Source organism: Microbacterium sp. Root53 (genome assembly GCF_001426925.1).
In the GTDB taxonomy this organism is placed as follows: Bacteria; Actinomycetota; Actinomycetes; order Actinomycetales; family Microbacteriaceae; genus Microbacterium.
This window is the reverse complement of record NZ_LMFR01000025.1, coordinates 61,983-83,961: the sequence shown is the minus strand read 5'-3', so window position 1 is coordinate 83,961 and position 21,979 is coordinate 61,983. Positions and strand designations below refer to the sequence as shown.

17 protein-coding genes are annotated in these 21,979 nt (G+C 71.6%); 4 read left to right on the top strand and 13 right to left on the bottom strand.

Features of this window, described 5'->3' with window-relative positions:
- Positions 1-52 precede the first annotated feature (52 nt).
- Positions 53-1,417 carry a DNA repair protein RadA gene (gene radA, locus ASD19_RS13195; protein WP_055993549.1) on the top strand — a complete coding sequence of 455 codons (1,365 nt, stop codon included), beginning with the start codon at positions 53-55 and terminating at the stop codon, positions 1,415-1,417.
- Between the two features lie 107 nt (positions 1,418-1,524).
- Here the strand turns inward: radA and ASD19_RS13190 are convergent, their stop codons facing one another.
- From ASD19_RS13190 to ASD19_RS13165, 6 genes are all read right to left on the bottom strand, one after another.
- Positions 1,525-1,965, bottom strand: a complete 441-nt coding sequence (locus ASD19_RS13190; protein WP_055993547.1) for a hypothetical protein — start codon at positions 1,963-1,965, stop codon at positions 1,525-1,527.
- Positions 1,966-2,212: 247 nt separating this feature from the next.
- Positions 2,213-2,548 (bottom strand): DUF7882 family protein, encoded by a 336-nt coding sequence (locus tag ASD19_RS13185; RefSeq protein WP_055993546.1) that lies wholly within the window; start codon positions 2,546-2,548, stop codon positions 2,213-2,215.
- 95 nt (positions 2,549-2,643) lie between these two features.
- A complete protein-coding gene (locus ASD19_RS13180; RefSeq protein ID WP_055993544.1) occupies positions 2,644-3,294 on the bottom strand; it encodes a hypothetical protein in 651 nt (216 codons plus the stop codon).
- Between the two features lie 52 nt (positions 3,295-3,346).
- Positions 3,347-3,862: an amino-acid N-acetyltransferase gene (locus ASD19_RS13175; RefSeq protein WP_055993542.1), complete on the bottom strand. Its 516-nt coding sequence runs from the start codon at positions 3,860-3,862 to the stop codon at positions 3,347-3,349.
- A 184-nt stretch (positions 3,863-4,046) separates the two neighbouring features.
- Positions 4,047-6,572 (bottom strand): ATP-dependent Clp protease ATP-binding subunit, encoded by a 2,526-nt coding sequence (locus ASD19_RS13170; RefSeq protein ID WP_055993540.1) that lies wholly within the window; start codon positions 6,570-6,572, stop codon positions 4,047-4,049.
- Between the two features lie 135 nt (positions 6,573-6,707).
- Entirely contained in the window at positions 6,708-8,477 is a 1,770-nt protein-coding gene (locus ASD19_RS13165; protein ID WP_055993538.1) for a cation:proton antiporter, read from the bottom strand.
- A gap of 51 nt (positions 8,478-8,528) precedes the next feature.
- Between ASD19_RS13165 and ASD19_RS13160 the strand changes: the two genes are divergently transcribed.
- Positions 8,529-9,581 (top strand): LLM class flavin-dependent oxidoreductase, encoded by a 1,053-nt coding sequence (locus ASD19_RS13160; RefSeq protein WP_055993630.1) that lies wholly within the window; start codon positions 8,529-8,531, stop codon positions 9,579-9,581.
- A 44-nt stretch (positions 9,582-9,625) separates the two neighbouring features.
- Here ASD19_RS13160 and ASD19_RS13155 read toward each other — a convergent pair whose 3' ends face one another.
- Both ASD19_RS13155 and pheA read right to left on the bottom strand, forming a co-directional pair.
- Entirely contained in the window at positions 9,626-10,633 is a 1,008-nt protein-coding gene (locus ASD19_RS13155) for an endonuclease domain-containing protein (protein ID WP_055993536.1), read from the bottom strand.
- A 127-nt stretch (positions 10,634-10,760) separates the two neighbouring features.
- Positions 10,761-11,714, bottom strand: a complete 954-nt coding sequence (gene pheA, locus ASD19_RS13150) for a prephenate dehydratase (RefSeq protein ID WP_134746123.1) — start codon at positions 11,712-11,714, stop codon at positions 10,761-10,763.
- Positions 11,715-11,779: 65 nt separating this feature from the next.
- On the opposite strand from pheA, the gene pgm reads away from it, so the two are divergent.
- Both pgm and ASD19_RS13140 read left to right on the top strand, forming a co-directional pair.
- Positions 11,780-13,423, top strand: coding sequence for a phosphoglucomutase (alpha-D-glucose-1,6-bisphosphate-dependent) (gene pgm, locus ASD19_RS13145; protein ID WP_055993532.1), 1,644 nt, complete (start codon positions 11,780-11,782; stop codon positions 13,421-13,423).
- A gap of 112 nt (positions 13,424-13,535) precedes the next feature.
- On the top strand, positions 13,536-15,638 hold the full coding sequence (locus ASD19_RS13140; RefSeq protein WP_055993530.1) for a PhoX family protein: 2,103 nt from the start codon (positions 13,536-13,538) through the stop codon (positions 15,636-15,638).
- A 74-nt stretch (positions 15,639-15,712) separates the two neighbouring features.
- On the opposite strand, the gene ASD19_RS13135 is transcribed toward ASD19_RS13140, so the two are convergent.
- The 5 genes from ASD19_RS13135 to ASD19_RS13115 all read right to left on the bottom strand — a co-directional run bounded on the left by ASD19_RS13135 (position 15,713) and on the right by ASD19_RS13115 (position 21,962).
- Positions 15,713-17,425 (bottom strand): alpha-amylase family glycosyl hydrolase, encoded by a 1,713-nt coding sequence (locus ASD19_RS13135; RefSeq protein WP_235563053.1) that lies wholly within the window; start codon positions 17,423-17,425, stop codon positions 15,713-15,715.
- On the bottom strand, positions 17,422-18,396 hold the full coding sequence (locus ASD19_RS13130; protein WP_055993528.1) for a TIGR03885 family FMN-dependent LLM class oxidoreductase: 975 nt from the start codon (positions 18,394-18,396) through the stop codon (positions 17,422-17,424). Before ASD19_RS13130 ends, ASD19_RS13135 begins: the two co-directional genes overlap by 4 nt.
- Positions 18,397-18,471: 75 nt before the next feature.
- Positions 18,472-19,590 (bottom strand): AI-2E family transporter, encoded by a 1,119-nt coding sequence (locus ASD19_RS13125; RefSeq protein WP_235563055.1) that lies wholly within the window; start codon positions 19,588-19,590, stop codon positions 18,472-18,474.
- 136 nt (positions 19,591-19,726) lie between these two features.
- Positions 19,727-20,293 (bottom strand): TetR/AcrR family transcriptional regulator, encoded by a 567-nt coding sequence (locus ASD19_RS13120; RefSeq protein ID WP_055993524.1) that lies wholly within the window; start codon positions 20,291-20,293, stop codon positions 19,727-19,729.
- A gap of 238 nt (positions 20,294-20,531) precedes the next feature.
- Positions 20,532-21,962 carry an MFS transporter gene (locus ASD19_RS13115; protein WP_055993522.1) on the bottom strand — a complete coding sequence of 477 codons (1,431 nt, stop codon included), beginning with the start codon at positions 21,960-21,962 and terminating at the stop codon, positions 20,532-20,534.
- Between the last annotated feature and the right edge of the window lie 17 nt (positions 21,963-21,979).

Genomic DNA, 21,979 nt, shown 5'->3' with positions numbered 1-21,979 from the left:
GCGCGCGGCGCGGTTCGAACGGATGTCCGAGCCCGCGCCTACGCTGGATCCCATGCCCAGCAAGCGCCCCGCCCCCGCCGCCTACCGCTGCACCGAGTGCGGATGGACGGCCGTCAAGTGGGTGGGCCGGTGCGGCGAGTGCCAGCAGTGGGGCACGGTCGTCGAGGCCGCCGAGCAGACGGGGATCACGCGCCGGCTGGACCCGATGATCCCGACCGCCGCGGCGACGCCCATCACCAGGATCGACACGGCCGAGGCGCCGCGCCGCGCCAGCGGGGTGGGCGAGTTCGACCGCGTGCTCGGCGGGGGCATCGTTCCCGGCGCGGCCATCCTGCTCTCCGGCGAGCCGGGCGTCGGAAAGTCCACGCTGCTGCTCGAGGTCGCCGCGCGCTCGGCCGCCGAGGGCCGCCGCGTGCTCTACATCAGCGCCGAGGAGTCGCCCGCACAGGTCCGGATGCGCGCCGAGCGCACGGGCGCGCTGCACGACGAGCTGTACCTCGCGAGCGAGACGGATCTCGCGACCGTGCTCGGCCAGATCGACTCCGTCGAGCCGCAGCTCGTGATCGTCGACTCGGTGCAGACCGTGTCGTCGTCGCTGTCCGAGGGCGCCGCGGGCATGCCGGGGCAGGTCCGCGAGGTCGCGTCGACGCTCATCCGGGTCGCCAAGGACCGCGGGCTGCCGATCATCCTGGTCGGGCACGTCACCAAGGACGGGCAGATCGCCGGGCCGCGCCTGCTCGAGCACCTCGTGGACGTCGTGTGCCAGTTCGAGGGCGACCGGCAGACCGCCCTCCGCTTCGTGCGCGCGCTCAAGAACCGCTTCGGCCCGACCGACGAGGTGGGGTGCTTCGAGATGACCGGCGACGGCATCGCCGAGGTGCCCGACCCGAGCGGCCTCTTCCTGTCGCAGGGCATCCCCGAGCCGGGCACGTGCGTCGCGATCGCGCTCGAGGGCCGCCGCGCCATGCCCGTCGAGGTGCAGGCGCTCACGATCCCGACCAACGCGCCCAACCCGCGCCGGATCGTGCACGGCGTCGACTCCTCCCGCGTGGCCATGGTGCTCGCGGTGCTCGAGAAGCGCGCCGGGATCAAGACCAGCGACCAGGACGTCTACGTCTCGACCGTGGGCGGCGTGCGGTTCACGGAGCCGGCAGCCGACCTCGCGATCGCGATCGCGGTCGCCGGGTCGGTCAAGCACTGGGCCGTGACGCGGGACGTCGCGGCCGTGGGCGAGCTCAGCCTGGCGGGCGAGGTGCGCCCCGTCACGCAGGCCGCGCAGCGCCGCACCGAGGCGGCCCGGCTCGGCTACCGCGCCGTGATCGACGACCGGTCGGGCAAGCTGCGCGCCGCGCTCGACGACGTGCGCGCCCAGGGCCGGCCGCGGCCGCGCAAGCTCGAGGCCGTTCCGGAGTTCTGAGGCGGGGCTTCGGCTCGCTGCGCTCGCTCAGCTCGTTTCGACTCGCTTCGGTCGCTCAACGACCACGGGGTTGGCTCGCTCGACCACCGCGGCGGGGAGTGGGGGCGTCAGGTGGCCAGGTCGAGGGCCCCGAGGAGCTCGGCGGGGGAGGCCTGCATGGGGTGCGGGCCGGCGATGTCGAGGAAGACGGTCGTGATCGTGTCGCGGTGCTTGGTCAGGAACGACCTCAGCCACGCGGGCGAGTACAGCGCCACTCCGGGCGGGAGATTCTCGGGCTTGTTGCGCGCATCGCTGAACAGCAGCAGCGCGACCTGCCCGGTGGCGGGGTCGCGGTACGTCCAGACCTCGCCGCCGTCGAGGGGATCGTCGCGCTTGCCGGGCTTGAGCAGCGGCACCACCGTGTTGCCGTTGCGCAGCGCCAGCGCGACCGCCGCCATGTCCTGCCGCTCGAGGGCCTGGGCGAGCGCCTCGGAGCGGAACTCCTGCGGATCGAGCGCCTGACGGGACGACTTCTTGCGGGCGGACGACGGGCGCTTGCGGGACACCATGTGTTCAGACTACGGCTACGCAGATCTAAGGATCCGGCCACCGCGGTTCAAGCATTCTGTCAGGTTCGCAAAATGGCCGTTGATAGTGTTGACCATGCCCGTTCGGGTGCGGCATCGGTGGGGACTGGTGGATCTACCGCACTCACAGCAGGTTTGGCGCTCGACGCCCTGGGGGCCTGCGCGGGACGACGTGACAAGGCCCGGAGCATCGCTCCGGGCCTTCTCCGTTCCGCGCCGCGATCGGCGCTCAGCTGGCCTTCGTCTCGGGCACCAGCGTGGTACCGCCGTCGTCGGTGCGCTCGGGCACGAGCGTGATGCCGCCGAGCAGGTTGGCCGACTCGGCGAGCTCCTCGAGCCATCGCGCGTTGAGCTCGGGGCGCTGCACCTCCTCGAACGTGAACCGCAGCGGGATGGCGGAGCTCAGCCAGATCGCGCTGCGGCCGCTGCCGTCCTCGTGCTGGAACGAGAGCGTGAACGCCTCACCGCGACGCAGCTTCGAGACGATCACCATCTTCACGTGCGCGAGCGCACGGTCGTTGATCTCGATCGGAGTGCCCTGGGATCCGTAGTACAGCGTGCCCATCTCTCCACGCTATGCCGGTCGGCCGCCGCGCGCCAGGGACCCGGCTTCGCGACGTCCCACACACCGGGACCCGATCTCGCCCAGCGGGAGCGGGCTCACAGCAGGAAGAACTGCGCGGTCTCCTTGGACTTCACGTCCCCCACCTCGACCTGCAGGTGATATGCGGCGCCGCCGCCGGGCGCCCGCGGACGGGTCTCGCTGTCGCACGTCGAGACGTTCGACCGGGTGCGATCCCACACCAGCGGCTCGGCGCTCTCGACCGTCTGGCCCGCGGCGAGGGTGACGACCATGCTGCTGGGCTCGCTCTGGCAGTCGGTCGAGCGCCACCACGTGTCCTTGCCGCTCGTCACCACGAACCGCTGCTGCGACGTGCCGACATCCATCGTGCAGTCCACTGAGCCCGTGTTCGTGAGCCGGATGCGCATCTCCACCGGGTGCGACGCGAACTTCTGGCCGTTGACGAGCGGCACCAGCTCGATCACGCTCGGGTCGCACGGCTGCGGCGTCGGCGGCACCGTCGAGGTCGGCGTGGGCGTCGGGGTCGGGTTCGACGTCGGGGTCGGCGTCGAGGTCGTCGGCGCGGCGGAGGGCTCCGCGTCGGCCTGGGACGCCGCGAGCGCCTGCCAGGGCTGCGCGATCAGCAGCCACGCAACCGCGCCGATCACGATCAGGGCCAGCAGCAGCACGGCGATCCGGCGCCGCCGGTACACGGCGGGCGACGGTCGACGACGCGGCTCGGATCCCACGTCATCCAGGGTAGGCGCGCACCCTGGGCGCCCCAGGCGAACGCGCCGGGCTCTAGAGGAGCTTGAGCATGCGCGTATTGCCCAGCGTGTTGGGCTTCACGTGCGCGAGGTCGAGGAACTCGGCGATGCCCTCGTCGCGGCTGCGCACCAGCTGCGAGTACACATCCGGGTCGACGATCTGCTCGCCGATCGGCGCGAAGCCGCGGCGCAGGAAGAACTCGACCTCGAAGGTCAGGCAGAACAGGCGCTTCAGGCCCAGTTCGCGCGCCTTGTGCTCGAGCCCCTCGACGATCGCGCGCCCCACGCCGTGATGCAGCCAGGCGCGGTCGACCAGGAGCGTGCGCACCTCGCCGAGGTCCTCCCACATCACGTGCAGCGCGCCGCATCCGATGACCGTGCCGTCGACCTCGGCGACCAGGAACTCCTGCGTCGCCTCGTACAGCACCACGAGGTCCTTGCCCAGCAGGATGCGCTCCTGCACGTACGGCTCCAGCATGCGGTGGATGTGCACCATGTCGGCCGCGCGGGCCGGGCGCACGAGGAACGGCGCGCCCGTGGTCTCGGTCATGCGGTCAAGCCTAGGGGCGGATTCCTGGGAGCCTTCGGCTCGCTGCGCTCGCTCAGGCCGTTTCGTCTCCGCTCCTGCGTTTCGTCTCCGCTTCGCTCCGCTCAACGACCGCCGCTCAACGACCGGCGGCGAACGCCGAAGGGGCGGGCACCCGCAGGCGCCCGCCCCTTCGGGGAACGGAGGATCAGCTCGCGTTCGCGGCCATGTCCGGCGTGCCGGCGATGCCGCCGCGGGTGTTCACACCCACCGCGAGCGTCTCGCCGCGCGGCGCGTTCTGGAACACGAAGCGACCGTCCTCGACGTCGACCTTGATGTGGTGGCCGGTGTCGAGCTCGCCGCTCAGGATGCGCTCCGACAGACGGTCCTCGATCTCGTGCTGCATCGCACGACGCAGCGGGCGCGCGCCGAGCGCGGGGTCGAAGCCGATCTCGATCAGGCGCTCCTTGGCGGCCTGCGACATCTCCAGCGTCATGTCGCGGTCCAGCAGGCGCTCGTTGAGACGCTTGGTGAACAGGTCCACGATCTGGATGAGCTCGGGCTTCGACAGCTGCGGGAACACGATGATGTCGTCCACGCGGTTGAGGAACTCGGGCTTGAAGTGACGCTTCAGCTCCTCGTCGACCTTGCCCTTCATCCGCTCGTAGGTCGTCGTCGTGTCGCCCTCGATCTGGAAGCCGACCGGGCCACCGGCGATCGCCGACGAGCCCAGGTTCGTCGTCATGATGATCACGGTGTTCTTGAAGTCGACCACGCGGCCCTGACCGTCGGTCAGACGACCCTCCTCGAGGATCTGCAGCAGCGAGTTGAAGATGTCCGGGTGGGCCTTCTCGATCTCGTCGAACAGGACGACCGAGAACGGCTTGCGGCGCACCTTCTCGGTGAGCTGGCCGCCCTCCTCGAAGCCGACGAAGCCGGGAGGGGCTCCGAACAGGCGCGAGACCGTGTGCTTCTCGCCGAACTCCGACATGTCGAGCGAGATCAGCGCGCCCTCGTCGTCGAACAGGAACTCGGCGAGCGCCTTGGCGAGCTCGGTCTTTCCGACGCCCGTGGGGCCGGCGAAGATGAACGAGCCCGAGGGGCGCTTCGGGTCCTTGAGGCCGGCGCGCTGGCGGCGGATCGTCTTCGACAGGGCGGCGATCGCCTCTTCCTGGCCGATGACGCGCTCGTGCAGGGCCTTCTCCATGAAGACGAGACGGCTGGTCTCCTCCTCGGTGAGCTTGAACACCGGGATGCCCGTGGCCTGGGCCAGGACCTCGGCGATCAGGCCCTCGTCGACCGTCGCGGCGGTGGTCACGTCGCCCGAGCGCCACTGCTTCTCGAGGCGCAGGCGCTCGGCCAGCAGCGACTTCTCCTCGTCGCGGAGAGCTGCGGCCTTCTCGAAGTCCTGCTCCTCGCTCGCGGCCTCCTTGGCCTCGCGCACCTTGGCGATCTTCTCGTCGAACTCGCGCAGCTCCGGCGGCGACGACAGGATCGACAGGCGCAGGCGGGCGCCGGCCTCGTCGAGCAGGTCGATGGCCTTGTCCGGCAGGAAGCGGTCGCTGACGTAGCGGTCCGAGAGGTTCGCGGCGGCGACGATCGCGCCGTCCGTGATCTGCACCTTGTGGTGCGCCTCGTAGCGGTCGCGCAGGCCCTTCAGGATGTTGATGGCGTGCGGCAGCGACGGCTCCGCGACGTTCACCGGCTGGAAGCGGCGCACGAGCGCGGCGTCCTTCTCGAAGTGCTTGCGGTACTCGTCGAGCGTCGTGGCGCCGATCGTCTGCAGCTCGCCGCGGGCGAGCATCGGCTTCAGGATCGAGGCGGCGTCGATCGCGCCCTCGGCCGCGCCCGCGCCGACGAGCGTGTGGATCTCGTCGATGAAGATGATGATGTCGCCGCGCGTGCGGATCTCCTTGGTCACCTTCTTCAGGCGCTCCTCGAAGTCGCCGCGGTAGCGGGATCCGGCGATCAGCGAGCCGAGGTCCAGCGAGTACAGCTGCTTGTCCTTCAGCGTCTCGGGCACGTCGCCCTTGACGATCGCCTGGGCGAGGCCCTCGATCACGGCGGTCTTGCCGACGCCGGGCTCGCCGATCAGCACCGGGTTGTTCTTGGTGCGGCGCGACAGGATCTGCATGACGCGCTCGATCTCCTTCTCGCGCCCGATGACCGGGTCGAGCTTGTTGTCGCGCGCGGCCTGCGTCAGGTTGCGGCCGAACTGGTCGAGCACCTGCGAGCCGCCCTTGGCGCCCTCGCTCTCGGTCTGGCTGCCCGCGGCGACGCCGACGGGCTCCTTGCCCTGGTAGCCCGACAGGAGCTGGATGACCTGCTGGCGGACCTTGTTCAGGTCGGCTCCGAGCTTGACCAGCACCTGGGCGGCGACGCCCTCGCCCTCGCGGATGAGGCCGAGCAGGATGTGCTCGGTGCCGATGTAGTTGTGGCCCAGCTGCAGCGCCTCGCGCAGAGAGAGCTCGAGCACCTTCTTGGCGCGCGGGGTGAAGGGGATGTGACCGGTCGGCTGCTGCTGGCCCTGGCCGATGATGTCCTGCACCTGCTCGCGCACGGCGTCCAGCGAGATGCCGAGCGACTCGAGCGCCTTGGCGGCGACGCCCTCGCCCTCGTGGATCAGCCCGAGCAGAATGTGCTCGGTGCCGATGTAGTTGTGGTTGAGCATCTTCGCCTCTTCCTGGGCGAGGACGACCACACGACGGGCACGGTCGGTGAATCTCTCGAACATGTCACTCCTCCGGGCGCATAGGCCAGTGACGCCTTCCGACGCCGTGACTCCACGGTAACGAGCGGGCGGGCGCCGCGGTCGCGTGTTCGCCGTGGGCATAGCGCGCGACCCGGGGGCTTGACGCGGCGAGCGCTCTCAGTCGCGGGCGAAGTCCCGGACCGCGCCGCGGGTGTCGATCGCGAGCTCCTCGGCGTCGATCGCCGTCATGAGCTCGCGCATGACCTCCTCGCCGAGGTTGCCGCGGTCGCGCTCCTCGAGCAGCATCGTGCGCCGCGCCTCGAGCCACCCCTTGGACAGTGCGACGAGGTCCTCGTACGTCGGGCCGACCGGCGCCGCGCCGTCGGCCGTCTCGAGCACCTGGCCGGCGCGGTCGGTGTCGCGCTCGACCTTCAGCAGCGACTGCGCCATCCGGTCGAAGACCTCGGCGCCGCCGGGGCCGAAGCGCTCCTTCCACTCCGAGCGGCGCGCGCGCAGGTACGCCTTGCCGACCTCCTGGCTGCGTGCCTGGATCGCCCGCACCTGCGTGGCGTCCTGGCGGTGCTCCTCGTCGGCGCCGACGCCGAGCGCCCGGATGAGCGGCGCGAGCGTGAGGCCCTGCAGCAGCAGCGTGCCCACCGTCACGACGAAGGCCACCACGACCAGCTTCTGGACGTGCGACTCGGGCATCGCGTCGCCCGTGAGGTCGGGCAGCGCGGCGGCCATCGCGAGCGTGACGACTCCGCGCATCCCGGCCCATGACACCACCGCGCGCTCCTGCACCGAGAGCGCGGGCTCGAGGATGCGCTGGCGCAGGTTGCGCTCGTTCAGCTCGATGCCGCGCGCGGCCAGCTTGTCGCGCCGCTTGCGGATGATCGCGGCGCGCGGGTCGTCCGGGTTCCTTCGGAACGCCTCCTGCGCGTGCTTCCAGCGCATGATCCGGATGCGCTGCCACATCCGCCCCCACGCGTAGCTGGCGTAGACGAACACGGGCCGAACCGCGAGCACCACGGCGAACACCGCCAGGGCGAGCGCGATCGTCACGCCCGCGTCGCGCGCGCCGAGCTCGCTCAGCACGCGCGGGAACTGCAGCCCGATGTAGGCGAACACGAAGCTCTCGAGCAGGAAGTCGGCCGACTGCCAGAGCGGGCGCTCCTGCAGTCGCGTCGTGTAGTCGGTGCGCGGGGCGTGGAAGCCCACGTACAGCCCCATGGCGACGACCGCGAGCACGCCGGATCCGCCGAGGTGCTCCGCGATCGCGTACGCGCCGAACGGCACCACCAGCCCGGCCGTCCCGACCACGACCGGGTCGTCGAGCCGCACGCGCAGCTGGTGCAGCACGATGCCGAAGACCAGGCCGATCGCGACGCCGAGCACCACCGCGACCGCGAACGCCCACAGGCCGTCCCACACCGTGACCGTGGCGCCGGCGACGATCGCGGCGAACACCCGCACGAGCGTGAGCGACGTGGCGTCGTTGATCAGGCTCTCGCCGGACAGCACGGTCATCACGCGCCGAGGCAGCCCGAGCTTGCGGCCCACGGCTGCGGCCGAGACGGCGTCGGGCGGGCCGACGATCGCGCCCAGCAGCAGCGCGCCCGCGAAGCCGAGCTCCGGCATGATCCACCACGCCACGAGGCCGACGACCAGCGCGGTGACGAGCACGAGCCCCATGCCGAGCCGCCGGATGTGCGGCAGGCTGCGCGCGAAGCCGACGAAGGACACCTCGAGCGCGGCCGAGTACAGCAGCGGCGGCAGCGTCAGATTCAGCAGCAGGTGGCCGTCGATGTCGAGCGTCGGGATCGCCGGGATGAGCGAGACCAGGATGGCCGCGACCGTGATGACGAGCGGCGCCGGCCAGCCGCGCCAGCGCGCGAGGGCTCCCACGGCGAGCGCGCCGACCAGCACATAGAAGACCTCGGCATCCATGCGCTTCAGGCTATGGGAATGCTCTCGCTCAGCGGCGGGTTGGGGCTGACGATGAGCGACGCGAAGAGTCTGTCCCTGTCCGTGCTCGACCTGGTGCCGGTGCGCACCGGTCAATCCAGCGTCCAGGCGGTGACGGCGTCGATGTCACTCGCCCGGCGGGCCGACGAGCTGGGCTACCGGCGGTACTGGTTCGCCGAGCACCACAACATGCCGGCGGTGGCATCCACGGCCCCGCCGGTGCTGATCGCGGCCGCCGCGATGCAGACCTCGCGCATCCGGGTCGGCTCGGGCGGCGTGATGCTGCCGAACCACGCGCCCCTGATCGTCGCCGAGCAGTTCGCGGCCCTCGAGGCGATCGCGCCGGGGCGGGTGGACCTCGGCATCGGCCGCGCGCCCGGCAGCGACCCCGTCATCACCCAGCTGCTGCGGCGCTCGGGCACGACCAGCGAGGTCGAGCAGTTCCCGCAGCACATCACCGACATCCTCAAGCTCGTGGGCGCGGAGGGCGCGACCGTGCGCTTCACGAGCGGAGGCGAGTACGAGGTGCACGCGACGCCCGCGGCATCCGGTGTGCCCGAGGTGTGGCTGCTCGGTTCGAGCGACTACTCCGCCACCCTGGCCGCGGCGTACGGTCTGCCCTACGTGTTCGCTAACCACTTCGCGGGCGACGGCCTCGAGCGCGCGATGGAGCTGTACCGCAAGCAGTTCCAGCCGAGCGAGCACCTCGACGCCCCGCGCACGTTCGTCACGGCGAACGCGGTCGCGGCGGCGACGACCGAGGAGGCCGAAGAGCGGGCGCTCCCTCAGCTGCGGCAGTTCGCGCGCCTGCGCACCAACAAGCCGATGCGCGCGCTCGAGACGGTCGACGAGGCCCTCGCGACCCCGTCCGATCCGCTCGAGCAGAGCCTGGTCGACGGCGTGCGCTCGCGCTGGTTCGTGGGCACGGGCCCGGACGTCGCCGCCGGCCTGCGCGAGTTCGCCGCGCGGTACGGCGTGGACGAGGTCATGATCTCGCCCGCCGCGGGCACCTACGCCGCGGAGCCCCTCGACGCCTCCCCCGGCCGCTCCCAGACCCTCGAGCTCCTCGCCGACGAGCTGGGCTGAAGGTATGAGATATGCACCTCCGGGCTGCCCCGAAGGTCCATATCTCATACCTTCGCGACGCCCTGGCGGATGAGCGCTGCGCGGGCGCGGCGGACGACCTCGCGCTCAGGTCCCCGGAGGTCGCGTGCGGTGAAGTGCAGCACGTCCCAGCCGAGATCGGCGAGCCACTCCCCCTTGGCCACATCGCGCTCGAACTGCGCCTGGGTGCGGTGACCGGAGCCGTCGTACTCGTACCCGACCTTCCACTCCGGGTACGCGAGATCGAGGCACGCGACGAACGCGCCATACGGAGCTGACACGTCGTAGTCCAGCACGGGCTCGGGCAGGCCGCCGTCGACCAGGATCAGGCGAAGCCGCGACTCGCGTGGCGAGGAGGATCCGGTGCGAGCCCGAGCCAGCGCGCGACGCAGCCTCTCGGCGCCGCGACGCCGCCCGATCGCGTCCGCAAGCTGCTCTCGCGTGACGTGCGGCCCGCGCTCGGGCGGCCGGAACCCGCCCGGGTGGCGCGGGATCCGCAGCAGGTGGTCCGCCGCCGCGACGAGATCGCGCTCACCCAGCTCGACGCCGAGCATCGCCCAGGTCGAGGCGAGATCCGTCACGCGAATGCCGTCGACCTCGACGACCGGGGCCAGTGCCGGATCGAGATGGATGCCGCGCACACGGGCGCGCCGCACCGGCGAGCGCGGCTTGTGGACGCCGACGACGAGCGGCGTGAGCTCGGGAGGCCCACCCCCGCCGGCCCGCCTCACCGAGTGATGGAACGGCGGGAGTGGGATGCCGTGCACCATCGCCGCGGTGATTCCCGCGAAGAACGCGTGATCGGCGAGCACGGCCGCGAGCTCGCGGACCTGCGCGAGCACTCGCGCGCGCTCCTTCGCGACATCCGGCACGTCATCCGGATCCGGACGCTCGACCCGGACCGACCGCGCCCCGTGGAACGTGGACGTCAGGTCCGATCCGCGGAGGCGACCGCGTCCGACACCCGCGTCGCGCGCCCGTCCCACCGCGAAGACGCCGCCCAGCTCCGGTGGCAGCTCGCGCCGAATCCCCACCCCCTCACGGTGCCGCACGCTACGCGAGCCGGGGTCCTGCTCTCCACAGGTTCACGAAGGTATGAGAAACGCACCTTTCCGCGCCCGGGAAGGTGCGTTTCTCATACCTTCAGGACCGGGCGCCGGGCTACTGGTCGGGCTCGCCCGCGATGAGGCCGCGGAGCCAGTCGCGCGCCTCGACGAAGACCTCGTCGGAGTAGCGGTCGCTGTACTGCACGATCGCTCGGTCGGCGCGCGGGTACGAGCCGAGGAACACGACGTTCGGGCTGAAGCGACGCAGGCCCATCAGGGCGTCCGCCATGCGCTCGTCCAGGATGTGGCCGTCCGCGTCGATCACGAAGCGGTAGCGCCCCAGGGCGTCGCCGATCGGGCGCGACTGGATGAGGCTCAGGTTGATGCCGCGCGTCGAGAACTGCTCGAGCATCTCGAGCAGGGTGCCCGCGCGGTCCTCGGGCAGCTCGACGATCACGCTGGTCTTGTCGGCGCCGGTCGGCGCGGGCGGCGGGGTCGGGCCGCTGACCAGCACGAAGCGCGTCACGGCGTCGGGGTTGTCGCCGATCCCCCGCGCCAGCACCTCCACGTCGTGGTGCGCCGTGATGCCGGGCGGGGCGATGGCGGCGTCCGCGGGGCTCGAGCCGTCCAGGACGCCGACTGCGCTCGCGACGTTGCTCGAGGCGGGCACGTGCTGGTGCGTCGGCAGGTGCTCCGAGAGCCACCCGAGGCACTGGGCGTACGCGACCGGATGCGCGCTCACGAGCTGCACGTCCTCGAGCCGCGCGCCGGGCTTGCCGACGAGCACGAACTCGACCGGGACGAGGTACTCGCCGACGATCCGCAGGTTCGGGATGCGCGCGAGCGCATCCTGCGCGGTCGAGACGCCGCCGTCGATCGAGTTCTCGATCGCGATCATGGCGGCGTCGCTGCGGCCCGCCGCGACGTCGGCGAGCGCCTCGCCGACGTTGTGCACGGAGTGCCAGATCTGACCGCGCGCCTCGGGCACCTGGTCGAGCGCCGCCTCCGTGAAGGTGCCGGCGGGGCCCAGGTAGCTGTACGTGCGACGAGGAGCGGCATCCGACGGCATGGCCCTCAGCCTAGCCATCGAACACCGATGGGCGCGGCCGGGTGACGCGTGCGAGGATGGGCGCCATGACGAGCCGAGCCGGACTCCCTGCCGAAGCCTCCGACCTCATCGACGTCGATGAGCTGATCAACGCCTACTACGACCGCGTCCCCGATCCGTCGCAGCCCTCGCAGCGTGTGGCGTTCGGCACGAGCGGCCATCGTGGCTCGAGCCTCAGCACGAGCTTCAACGAGCAGCACATCCTCGCCACGACCCAGGCGATCGTCGACTACCGCGCCGAGCAGGGCATCCAGGGCCCGCTCTTCCTCGGCCGCGACACCCACGCGCTGTCGCTGCCGGCCGAGCGCAGCGCGATCGAGGTGCTGGTCGCGAACGCGGTGGACGTGCGCATCGACTCCCGCGACTCGTGGGTGCCGACGCCCGCGCTGAGCCTCGCCATCCTGACCTTCAACCGCGACCTCGCGGACGCCGACCCCGGCCGAGCCGACGGCATCGTCGTGACCCCGAGCCACAACCCGCCGGCCGACGGCGGCTTCAAGTACAATCCGCCGCACGGCGGCCCGGCGGACACCGACGCCACGAGCTGGATCGCCGCGCGCGCCAACCAGCTGATCGAGGCGGGCCTCGAGGGCGTCAAGCGGGTCCGCTTCGCCGACATCGACGCCGGCGCCCTGGGCACTTACGACTTCCGCGACGCGTACGTGCGCGACCTCGCCTCGATCATCGACATCGACGCCATCCGCGAGGCGGGCGTGCGCATCGGCGCCGACCCGCTCGGCGGCGCGTCGGTCGAGTACTGGGCGCTGATCGCGGAGCACTACGGGCTCGACCTCACCGTCGTGAACCCGGATGTCGACCCGACCTGGCGGTTCATGACGCTGGACTGGGACGAGAAGATCCGGATGGATCCGTCGTCGCCGTCCGCGATGGCGTCGCTCGTCGCCAAGCGCAGCGAGTACGACATCCTGACCGGCAACGACGCCGACGCCGACCGGCACGGCATCGTCACGCCCGACGCGGGCCTGATGAACCCGAACCACTACCTGGCGGTCGCGATCGACTACCTGTTCTCGCACCGCCCGGGCTGGTCGTCCGACGCCGCGGTGGGCAAGACGCTCGTGTCGTCGATGATGATCGACAAGGTCGCCGCGTCGCTCGGCCGCACGCTGCTCGAGGTGCCGGTCGGCTTCAAGTGGTTCGTGCCCGGCCTGATCGACGGCTCGGTCGCGTTCGGCGGCGAGGAGTCGGCGGGCGCGTCCTTCCTGCGCAAGGACGGCACGGTCTGGACGACCGACAAGGACGGCATCCTGCTGTGCCTGCTCGCGGCGGAGATCCTGGCCGTGACGGGCAAGACGCCCTCGCAGCGCTACGCCGAGCTCGAGGCCGAGTTCGGGGCGTCGGCCTACCAGCGCGTGGACGCCGCCGCGACGCCCGAGCAGAAGGCCGCGCTCGGCAAGCTCGGCCCCGAGGCCGTGACCGCCACGACGCTCGCGGGCGAGGAGATCGTCGCCAAGCTCACCGAGGCACCGGGCAACGGCGCGGCGATCGGCGGGCTCAAGGTGCAGACAGCAAGCGCATGGTTCGCCGCGCGCCCGTCGGGCACCGAGGACGTCTACAAGCTCTACGCCGAGTCGCTGCGCGGCGAGGAGCACCTCCGCGCCGTGCAGGACGAGGCCCGCGCCGTGGTCACCGCCGCCCTCGGCGGCTGACCCGGCGTCCGTCCCGGCCTGCGGCATGGCCGCGGGCCGGGACCGGAAGATGTCACCTCGCGTTCACCTTGGCGTCGCCTGCGCCTCAACCGCTCGGGCCACGGTGGGTGGCATGAGTGCACTGATCCCCCAGACGCCCGACGCCGGTGCCCGCCGGCCCCTGCTCAACCTCCTGATGACCGGCCGCACGCACGGCAAGCGCAGTGCGGTCACCTGTCACCTGAAGTGCGACAACGCGTGCTTCCACGCCGCGCCCAACACCTCGGAGAACGGCTACTTCCGCGACATCGCGAGCGCCGCGCTCAGCCGTCGCGCCGTGCTCGCCGGCGGCGCCGCCGCCGCCTCGGCGATCGTGATCGCCGCCGCAACCACCGGAGGCGACCGCGCCGCGGCCGCGACCGCGCAGATGGTCGGCCCGAACGACGGCCGCGCCTTCGGCTTCACTCCGATCGCGCCCGTGTCGGCCGACGTGGACGCCGTCACCGTGCCCGAGGGGTTCCGCTGGGACCCGATCATCCGCTGGGGTGAGCCGCTGTTCGACGAGGCCGACGCGTTCGACCCCTTCAACCAGACCGCCGAGAAGCAGGCGCGTCAGTTCGGCTACAACGCCGACTACCTCGACATCATCCACGACCGCGGCGGCCGCACCGCGGTGCTCGTGAACAACCACGAGTACGTCAACCCGGGCATCATGTTCCCGCCGGCCGCATCCGAGGAGGAGCGCCACGAGCAGCTCCGCGTCTCGAAGGCCGCGCACGGCCTGTCGGTCGTCGACCTGGAGCGCAACCGCCCGGGCGACCGGTGGAGCTATGTCGTGGGCGGCGCCCGCAACCGCCGCATCACGGCCGACACCCCCTTCGCCGTCGACGGCCCCGCCGCCGGTTCCGACCTGCTGAAGACGGTCGACGACCCCGAGGGCCGCACCATCCTCGGCACGTTCGGCAACTGCGCCGGCGGCACGACCCCGTGGGGCACCGTCGTCTCCGGCGAGGAGAACTTCAACGGCTACTTCGTCGCGCCGGGCGTCTCGGCCGCGCAGAAGCGCTACGGGCTGCGCAGCACGCCCTCGACCTACGGCTGGGAGGTGATCGACCCCCGCTTCGACGCCACCAAGGAGGGCTACCTGAACGAGCCCAACCGCTTCGGCTGGATCGTCGAGATCGACCCGCAGAACCCGGATGAGCCTCCGGTGAAGCACACCGCCCTGGGCCGCTTCAAGCACGAGGGCGCCAACGTCACGATCAGCGCGTCGGGCCACGCGGTCGCCTACATGGGCGACGACGAGCGCTTCGACTACCTCTACAAGTTCGTGTCGTCGCAGAAGTTCCAGCCCGGATCGAGCGCCGAGGCCCGCGCGCACAACAAGACGCTGCTGTCGTCGGGCTCGCTGTACGTGGCCAAGTTCACGGGCGACTCCCCGGTCTCCGAGATCACGGGCACGTGTGCCCTGCCCTCGGACGGCGAGTTCGACGGCACCGGCAAGTGGGTGCCGCTGATGCTGAACGACGAGAGCGCCGTCCCCGGCTTCACGGTCGAGGAGGTCCTGGTGAACGCGCGCCTCGCGGCCGACGCCGTGGGCGCCACCAAGATGGACCGCGCAGAGGACGTCGAGCCGAACCCCAAGACCGGCCGCGTCTACGTCGCCTGCACGAACAACACCGACCGCGGCAAGGTGGGCAAGGAGGGCGCGACCGAGCCCAACCCGCGCAACTCGAACCGCGACGGCCACGTCATCGAGATCACCGAGGCGGGCGAGGACAACTCCGCCACCGAGTTCGGCTGGAGCATCCTTCTGCTCTGCGGCGACCCGGCGAAGAACTCGTACACGTACTTCGCGGGCTTCCCGGCCGACAAGGTCTCGCCGATCTCGTGCCCCGACAATGTGGCGTTCGACTCGGCCGGCAACCTGTGGATCTCGACCGACGGCGCGCCGGGGACGATCGGCTACAACGACGGTCTGTTCCGCGTGCCGCTGCGCGGCGCCGAGCGCGGCCACGTGCAGCAGTTCCTCGCCGTCCCGCGGGACGCCGAGACCTGCGGCCCGGTCATCCACGACGTCGAGGGCAGCGTGTTCATCGCGGTGCAGCACCCGGGCGAGGACGGCACGTGGGGCGCGCAGCGCTCGCTGTTCCCCGACTACGTCGCCGAGGGGTCCTTCGCCGACGGCAAGTGGGGCGGGCCCCGCCCGTCGGTCCTGCAGATCACGCGCGCCTGAGACCGGCGCATCACGGCACGAGGCCGCGCGGGGCGATCCCCGCGCGGCCTCGTCGCGTGTCCGGGCCGGGTCGCTCAGCGCACCCGCACCTTCGCGTCCGCCGGATCGAGCTCCAGCCAGCGCCAGCCGTAGGGCTCGAGCTCGAGCGCGATGGGCGCCGAGGCGTCGATCCGCTCCTCGGTGACGCGGTCGGTCATCCACGCCTCATCCGACGACTCGGGCGCGACCGTCACACGCACGGTCGTGCCGTCGCGCGAGAGGTTGTGCAGCGCGAGCATGGCCCATCCCTCGCCGCGGCAGACGTGCGCGAGCACCTGCGGCGGCGCCCCCTTGAGCACCTCGAGCTCGGACCACGCCTGCGACGGCGCGTCACGGTACATCCGGGTGAGCCTCTGGATGTGCCGCCACAGCGAGCCCTGGTCCGCGCGCTGATCCTCGACGTTGGCGCCCTCGGGCCCGTACGGCTCGGTCGCCATCCGCCGCACCTGGCGGCGGGGCGGAGCTGTGGTGAAGCCGCCGTCGCGCGTCCACTGCATCGGCGTGCGCACGGCGATCCGGCCGTCGATCTCGAGGTTGTCGCCCATGCCGATCTCCTCGCCGTAGAACAGCACCGGGGCGCCGGGCAGCGAGAAGATCAGCGAGTAGACCATCCGGACGGCCCGTTCGTCCTCCAGCATCGAGGGCAGCCGGCGTCGGATGCCGCGCCCGTACACGCGCATGGCCTCGTCGGGCGCGTAGGCCGCGAAGACCTCGTCGCGCTCCTCATCCGACAGCTGATCCAGCGTCAGCTCGTCGTGGTTGCGCGCGAAGTGGGCCCACTGCTGGGCGACGTCGACCGCCGGGCGGCTGCGCAGGGACTCGGCGAGCGGGGTCGCGTCCCCGCGCGCCAGCGCGAGGTAGAGCCGCTGCATGGTGGGGAAGTCGAACTGCAGCTGAAGGCCGTCCCGGGCCTGCCCGAACCACGGCATCTGCTGCTCGTACGGCAGGTTCACCTCGCCGAGGAGGAACGCCTCCGCGCTGCGGCGCGAGACGAAGCCGCGGATGCGCGCCAGGTGGTCCACGCCGTCGTACGGGGCGGACGGCGTGCCGTCCACGCCCGTGCCGCCCGCGTTCGAGCCGCCCGCTCCCGTGTCGGTGACGGCGCTGCTGAACATGAACGGCACGGCGTCGATGCGGAAGCCCGCGATCCCGATCTCGAGCCAGAGGCCGAGGTTCTTGTCGATCTCGCGACGCACCTCCGGCAGCGCCACGTTGAGGTCGGGCTGGGTGTGGAAGAAGTGGTGAAGGAAGTACTGCCCGGCCTTCTCGTCGAACGTCCACGTGCTGTCCTCGTCGCCCGGGAACACCGGCGGATCGGGCTTCTCGGGCGGCTCGTCCCGCCACACGTACCAGTCCCGCTTGGGATCGTCGGGCGAGCGGCGCGACTGCCGGAACCACGGATGCTGGTCCGACGTGTGGTTCATGACGAAGTCGACGATGATCCGGATGCCGTGCGTGCGGGCCACCCGCACCAGCTCGACCAGGTCGCCCAGCGTGCCCAGGCGCGGGTCGACCGCGAAGAAGTCCGTGATGTCGTAGCCGTCGTCGCGGTGGGCGGTCGGGAAGAACGGCATCAGCCACACGCACGTGACGCCGAGGTCGGCCAGGTACGGGATGCGCGAGATCAGGCCCGGGATGTCGCCGACGCCGTCTCCGTCGGAGTCCTGGAACGTCTCGATGTCCAGGCAGTAGTAGACCGTGTGCCGCCACCACAGGTCGGCCGCGTCGATCGGGACGGGCTTGGTCACGACAGACTCCTCAGCTCGGGCAGGACGCGTTCGCCGAACGTGTCGATGAACGCCTCCTGCGCGTCCGCGTCCGCGCCGACCTGGTGCAGCATGACGGCGTCGAAGCCCGCGTCGGCGAGCTCGGCGATCCGGTCGCGGTGCACCGAGGGGTCGCTCGAGATCAGCACGGCCGCGCGGAGCTGATCGTCGGTCACGGATGCCGCGCGCTGGTCGAACTCCTCGGGGGTCGGCAGGTCCCAGGCCTCGGGCGGCGTGATGGCGCCGTTCGGCCAGTCGCGGCGCGCCATCGCGAGCGCCGCGTCCTCATCCGGCGCCCAGGCGAGATGCACCTGCAGGCGGGCAGGACCCCGTCCCCCGGCCTCGCGGTACGCCTCGACGACCTCCCGCAGCGCGCGCGGGTCGCATCCGACCGTGATCAGGCCGTCGGCCCATTCCGCGTGCGCGGCCGCCGACTCCGGCGACACCGCGGCGGCGACGAGCGCCGGCGGCTCGGCCGGGCGCGACCACACGCGGGCCCGGTCGACCTGCACCTCGCCGTGGTGCGTGACCTCCTCGCCCGCGAGCAGCGCGCGGATGATGCCCACGCACTCGCGCAGCCGCCGCTCCCGCGTGGCCTTGTCGGGCCACGGGTCGCCCGTGACGTGCTCGTTCAGCGCCTCGCCCGATCCCAGCGCCGCCCAGAAGCGGCCCGGGAACATCTCCCCCAGGGTCGCGATGGCCTGCGCGGTCGTCACGGGATGCGTGCGCTGCCCCGGGGCCGTCACCACGCCGAACGGAAGCTCCGTCGAGGCGAGCGCGGCGCCCAGCCACGAGAACGCGTAGCCGCTCTCGCCCTGCGCCACGCCCCACGGGGTCAGGTGGTCGGAGCACATCGCCGCGTCGAACCCGGCGTCCTGCGCGCGGACCACGTGGCGCAGGAGGCGGGAGGGGGCGATCTGCTCGTGCGAGCAGTGATAGCCGTAGTCGGTCATCCCCCCATGCGATCCCAGCCATCGGGATGCGGCAAGGGGGTTGCGGGCCGGGCGGTGGATGCGCTCCGCGGCCGGTCAGGCCGTGCGGGGCCCGTTCTTCGGGCGGGCCCAGCGGGCGGGGAGGCCGGGGCCGCCCCAGACCTTGATGATCCCCCACGCGACCGCCGTGAGCGGCACGGCGAGGACCGCGCCGATGATGCCGCTCAGGACCGTGCCGATCGTCAGCGCGATCAGGATGACCAGCTCGTGCAGCTTGAGGGCCCGGCCCATCAGCACGGGCTGCAGGAAGTTGCCCTCGAGCTGGTTGACGACGATCACGATGCCGACCACGATCAGCGCGGCGACCAGGCCGTTGGCGACGAGCGCCACCAGCGCCGCGATGATGCCGGCGAGCACCGCGCCCACGATCGGGATGAACGCCAGCACGAACACGAGCACCGCCAGGGCCGGCCACAGCGGCACCTGCAGGATCGCCAGGCCGATGCCGATGCCGACGGCGTCGACGGCCGCGACGGTCGCCGTCCCGCGCGCGTACGCGCCGAGGGTGTCGACCGTGACGCGGCCGGCGCGCTTGGCCCGGTCGTGCCACTCACCCGTGAACGGCCGGCGCAGGAACTCCCAGATCTCCGGGCCGTCCTTCAACAGGAAGAACAGCACGACCACCATCAGCACGAGCCCGGTCACGAAGTCGGCCACGGCGCCGACCCCGGCGAGCGCGCCGCTGCCGAACTGGGCGCTCGTCACGAACGCCGTGAGCTGATCCAGCCACTCCTGGATCTGCTGCTGGTCGATGTCGAACGGCAGCGTGCCGGCCCACGCGAGCACCTGGTCGATGCCGCGACGGGCCTGGTCGTAGAGCTCGCGCCACTGGCTGCTCACGGCGCTGACGATGATCCACCCCACCGCGCCGAGCGCGAGCAGGATCGCGAGCAGCACCAGGAGCGTCGCGGGCATCGAGCCGATCCCGCGCCGGCGCAGCGCCGCCATGAGGGGCTCGAACGCGCTCGCGAGGATGAGCGCGAGCAGCACCGGGATCACCACCAGGGTCAGCGACCTCAGCCCCCAGATGATGCCCGCGGCGAGCAGCACCACGGCGATGATCTGGATGGAGCGCGTCGCGAGCGTGCCGAGGCCGTCGGTCCACAGCCGCCGCACGGCGGGCACCGGCGGGGCGTCGGGCCGGGTGTTCTGCATCTTCACGGACTTGCGGCGTCCCCACGTCATGTCGTCGTCCCCTCGTCGGCGGCAGGTGCTCCCATACTGACCGTCCCGAGCGGATGCCGCCCAGTGCTTGACGGGCGCGCCGTCGCTCCGGACGGGTCCACGCGGGTCAGCGCGGGGCGAACGCGACGTCGAAGAGGCGGCGGGCGCGGTGCGCGGCGGGCTCGCGGTCGGGCTCGGGCGTGGCGGCGAGCTCGTGGGCGAGCATGCTCACGGCGATCGCGACGTCCGCGGGCTCGACGTGGGCGCCGATCCGGCCGGCCGCGCGGTCGCGCTCGATCAGGGTCGCGACGAGCCCCTCGAAGCGCGACGCGAGCTCGACCGTGCGCGGGTCGGTCTCGCGCCCGAGCAGCAGCTGGACGAGCGCCGTCGACGCGGTCGCCTGCTCGACGATGCGGTCGAGCAGGTCGGCGATGGTGCCGTCGTCGCGGAGCTCGTCCTCGAGCGCGACGACGTTCTCCTCGAACACCGCGACCGCGAGCGAGACGCGGTCGGGGAAGTGCCGGTACAGCGTGCCCTGTCCGACCCCGGCGCGCTTGGCGATCGCGGTGAACGGCACGGCCGGCCCCTCGGCGGCGAAGATCTCGCGCGCGGCGGCGATCAGCGCGCGGCGGTTGCCGGCAGCGGCGGCGGGGCCGCGGTTGGGCCGCCGGGGCGGGGTCTCGGAAGCAGTCATCGGGTGTAGCCTAGCTACCGGACAATAGCGTCCGGTAGGCGAACGTGCGATCCACGAGAGCGGACGTGATCGTGAGCGATGCTGCAGCCGCCCAGGGACCGCAGGTCCAGAGCTGGGACGAGAGGATCACCGAGGGCCGTTTCGTCGGCAGGACGGTCAGGCGCATCCGCCTGCCGTTCCGGTGCCTTCGCGCCCTCATGCCACGGGATATGGGCCGAAACGCACCGGAACGACCGGGTCAGGACGGGTCGGGCTGCTCCGGGAGGCCGCCCGCCTTCGAGGCGATCGCGTCGCCCGAGGGGGTCTCGCCCGCGGCGGCCTCGCTCTCCTCCGGCGCGGGGGCGGCCTCCTCGTACTGCGCCGACAGCTCGCGGTACTGCGGCGTGAGGAACGCGAGCACTGCGATCAGCGTGCAGATGAGTCCGGCGACGAGGAAGATCAGCGCGATGCCGCGGTTCACGCCCTCGCCGAGGAGCCACGACCACTGCGCCTCGCCCTCCTCGCGCATGTACGGGATGACCCACACCTGTGCGATCGGCGCGATCAGCAGCGAGGTGATCGGCGCGGCCGCGGCCTCGAACGTCATCGCGAAGCCGAACACGCGGCCCTGCTTCTCGTAGGGGACCACGCGCTGGATGACCGTCTGCTCGGCCGCCTCGACCGCGGGGATGAACGCCATGTAGACCCAGCAGCCGAGGATGAACAGCCACCCCCACTCGCGCAGCGTGAACACCGCGCCGACCAGGCCGATGAAGGCCGCGATCAGCAGCATCGTCCGCATGGGCCGCTTGCCGAGGCCCGTCGCCGCGATCACCGCGCCGCCCGCGATGAAGCCGGTCGAGGCCACGGCGAACCAGATGCCCCAGCCCTGCACCTCGAACAGGTCGATGCCGTACGGGTCCATCAGCGCCATGTACACGCCGCCGACCAGGTTGTTGATGGTCGAGAACAGCACGAGGGCGAGCAGGCCCCGCGCCGCCAGCACCGCCTGCCAGCCGCCGCGGATGTCGACCCACTTCGTCGTCCCCTCCACGTGCACGATCTCGCGCTCGGGGATGCGCAGCGCCGCCAGGTGCAGCATCGCGAGCAGCATGGCGGCGAGGCCGATCACGAGCGTCCACCCCATGCCGAGGTAGCCGACCGACAGGCCGCTCAGGACGCTCGTCACGAGCATCGAGACGCCCTGCACGGTGCCGACCATGCCGTTGGCGTTCGCGTGCCGCTCGTCCGGGACGAGCAGGGTGACCGTGGTCGACAGCGCGATGCTCCGGAGCTGCTCGACGACCGCGCCCGCGAGCATCACGACCGCGAAGATCCAGAACCAGGGCGTGGTCAGGTCGACGATGGCGGCCTCGCCCACCCAGAAGAACAGCGCGGTGTCGAGGCAGAACACGACGAACGCCGCCATGGTCGCCCACAGCATCACGGGCTTCTTGCGGAACCGGTCGACCATGGTGCCGAAGAACATGCTGAACACCGAGATGAACAGCATGTAGGCGCCGCCGATCACGCCGGTGGCGATCACGTTGCGCGTCTCGGCGTAGATCCAGAACGTCAGCCCGAACCACAGGAAGCTCGTCGTGATGTTCGCGACGGCCGTGTTGACGAGGACATGCAGGAAGGTGCGCATCCCGTTCTCGGGGGGCGCGATGGAGGCATCCGTGGCCATGTCCCCCACGCTAGGAC

Bases quoted from the DNA above. Each gene is read 5' to 3' on its own strand.
- radA (WP_055993549.1), top strand. From the start codon at position 53: ATGCCCAGCAAGCGCCCCGCCCCCGCCGCCTACCGCTGCACCGAGTGC.
- ASD19_RS13190 (WP_055993547.1), bottom strand. From the start codon at position 1,965: ATGGTGTCCCGCAAGCGCCCGTCGTCCGCCCGCAAGAAGTCGTCCCGT.
- ASD19_RS13185 (WP_055993546.1), bottom strand. From the start codon at position 2,548: ATGGGCACGCTGTACTACGGATCCCAGGGCACTCCGATCGAGATCAAC.
- ASD19_RS13175 (WP_055993542.1), bottom strand. From the start codon at position 3,862: ATGACCGAGACCACGGGCGCGCCGTTCCTCGTGCGCCCGGCCCGCGCG.
- ASD19_RS13170 (WP_055993540.1), bottom strand. From the start codon at position 6,572: ATGTTCGAGAGATTCACCGACCGTGCCCGTCGTGTGGTCGTCCTCGCC.
- ASD19_RS13165 (WP_055993538.1), bottom strand. From the start codon at position 8,477: ATGGATGCCGAGGTCTTCTATGTGCTGGTCGGCGCGCTCGCCGTGGGA.
- ASD19_RS13160 (WP_055993630.1), top strand. From the start codon at position 8,529: ATGAGCGACGCGAAGAGTCTGTCCCTGTCCGTGCTCGACCTGGTGCCG.
- pheA (WP_134746123.1), bottom strand. From the start codon at position 11,714: ATGCCGTCGGATGCCGCTCCTCGTCGCACGTACAGCTACCTGGGCCCC.
- pgm (WP_055993532.1), top strand. From the start codon at position 11,780: ATGACGAGCCGAGCCGGACTCCCTGCCGAAGCCTCCGACCTCATCGAC.
- ASD19_RS13140 (WP_055993530.1), top strand. From the start codon at position 13,536: ATGAGTGCACTGATCCCCCAGACGCCCGACGCCGGTGCCCGCCGGCCC.
- ASD19_RS13130 (WP_055993528.1), bottom strand. From the start codon at position 18,396: ATGACCGACTACGGCTATCACTGCTCGCACGAGCAGATCGCCCCCTCC.
- ASD19_RS13125 (WP_235563055.1), bottom strand. From the start codon at position 19,590: ATGCAGAACACCCGGCCCGACGCCCCGCCGGTGCCCGCCGTGCGGCGG.
- ASD19_RS13120 (WP_055993524.1), bottom strand. From the start codon at position 20,293: ATGACTGCTTCCGAGACCCCGCCCCGGCGGCCCAACCGCGGCCCCGCC.
- ASD19_RS13115 (WP_055993522.1), bottom strand. From the start codon at position 21,962: ATGGCCACGGATGCCTCCATCGCGCCCCCCGAGAACGGGATGCGCACC.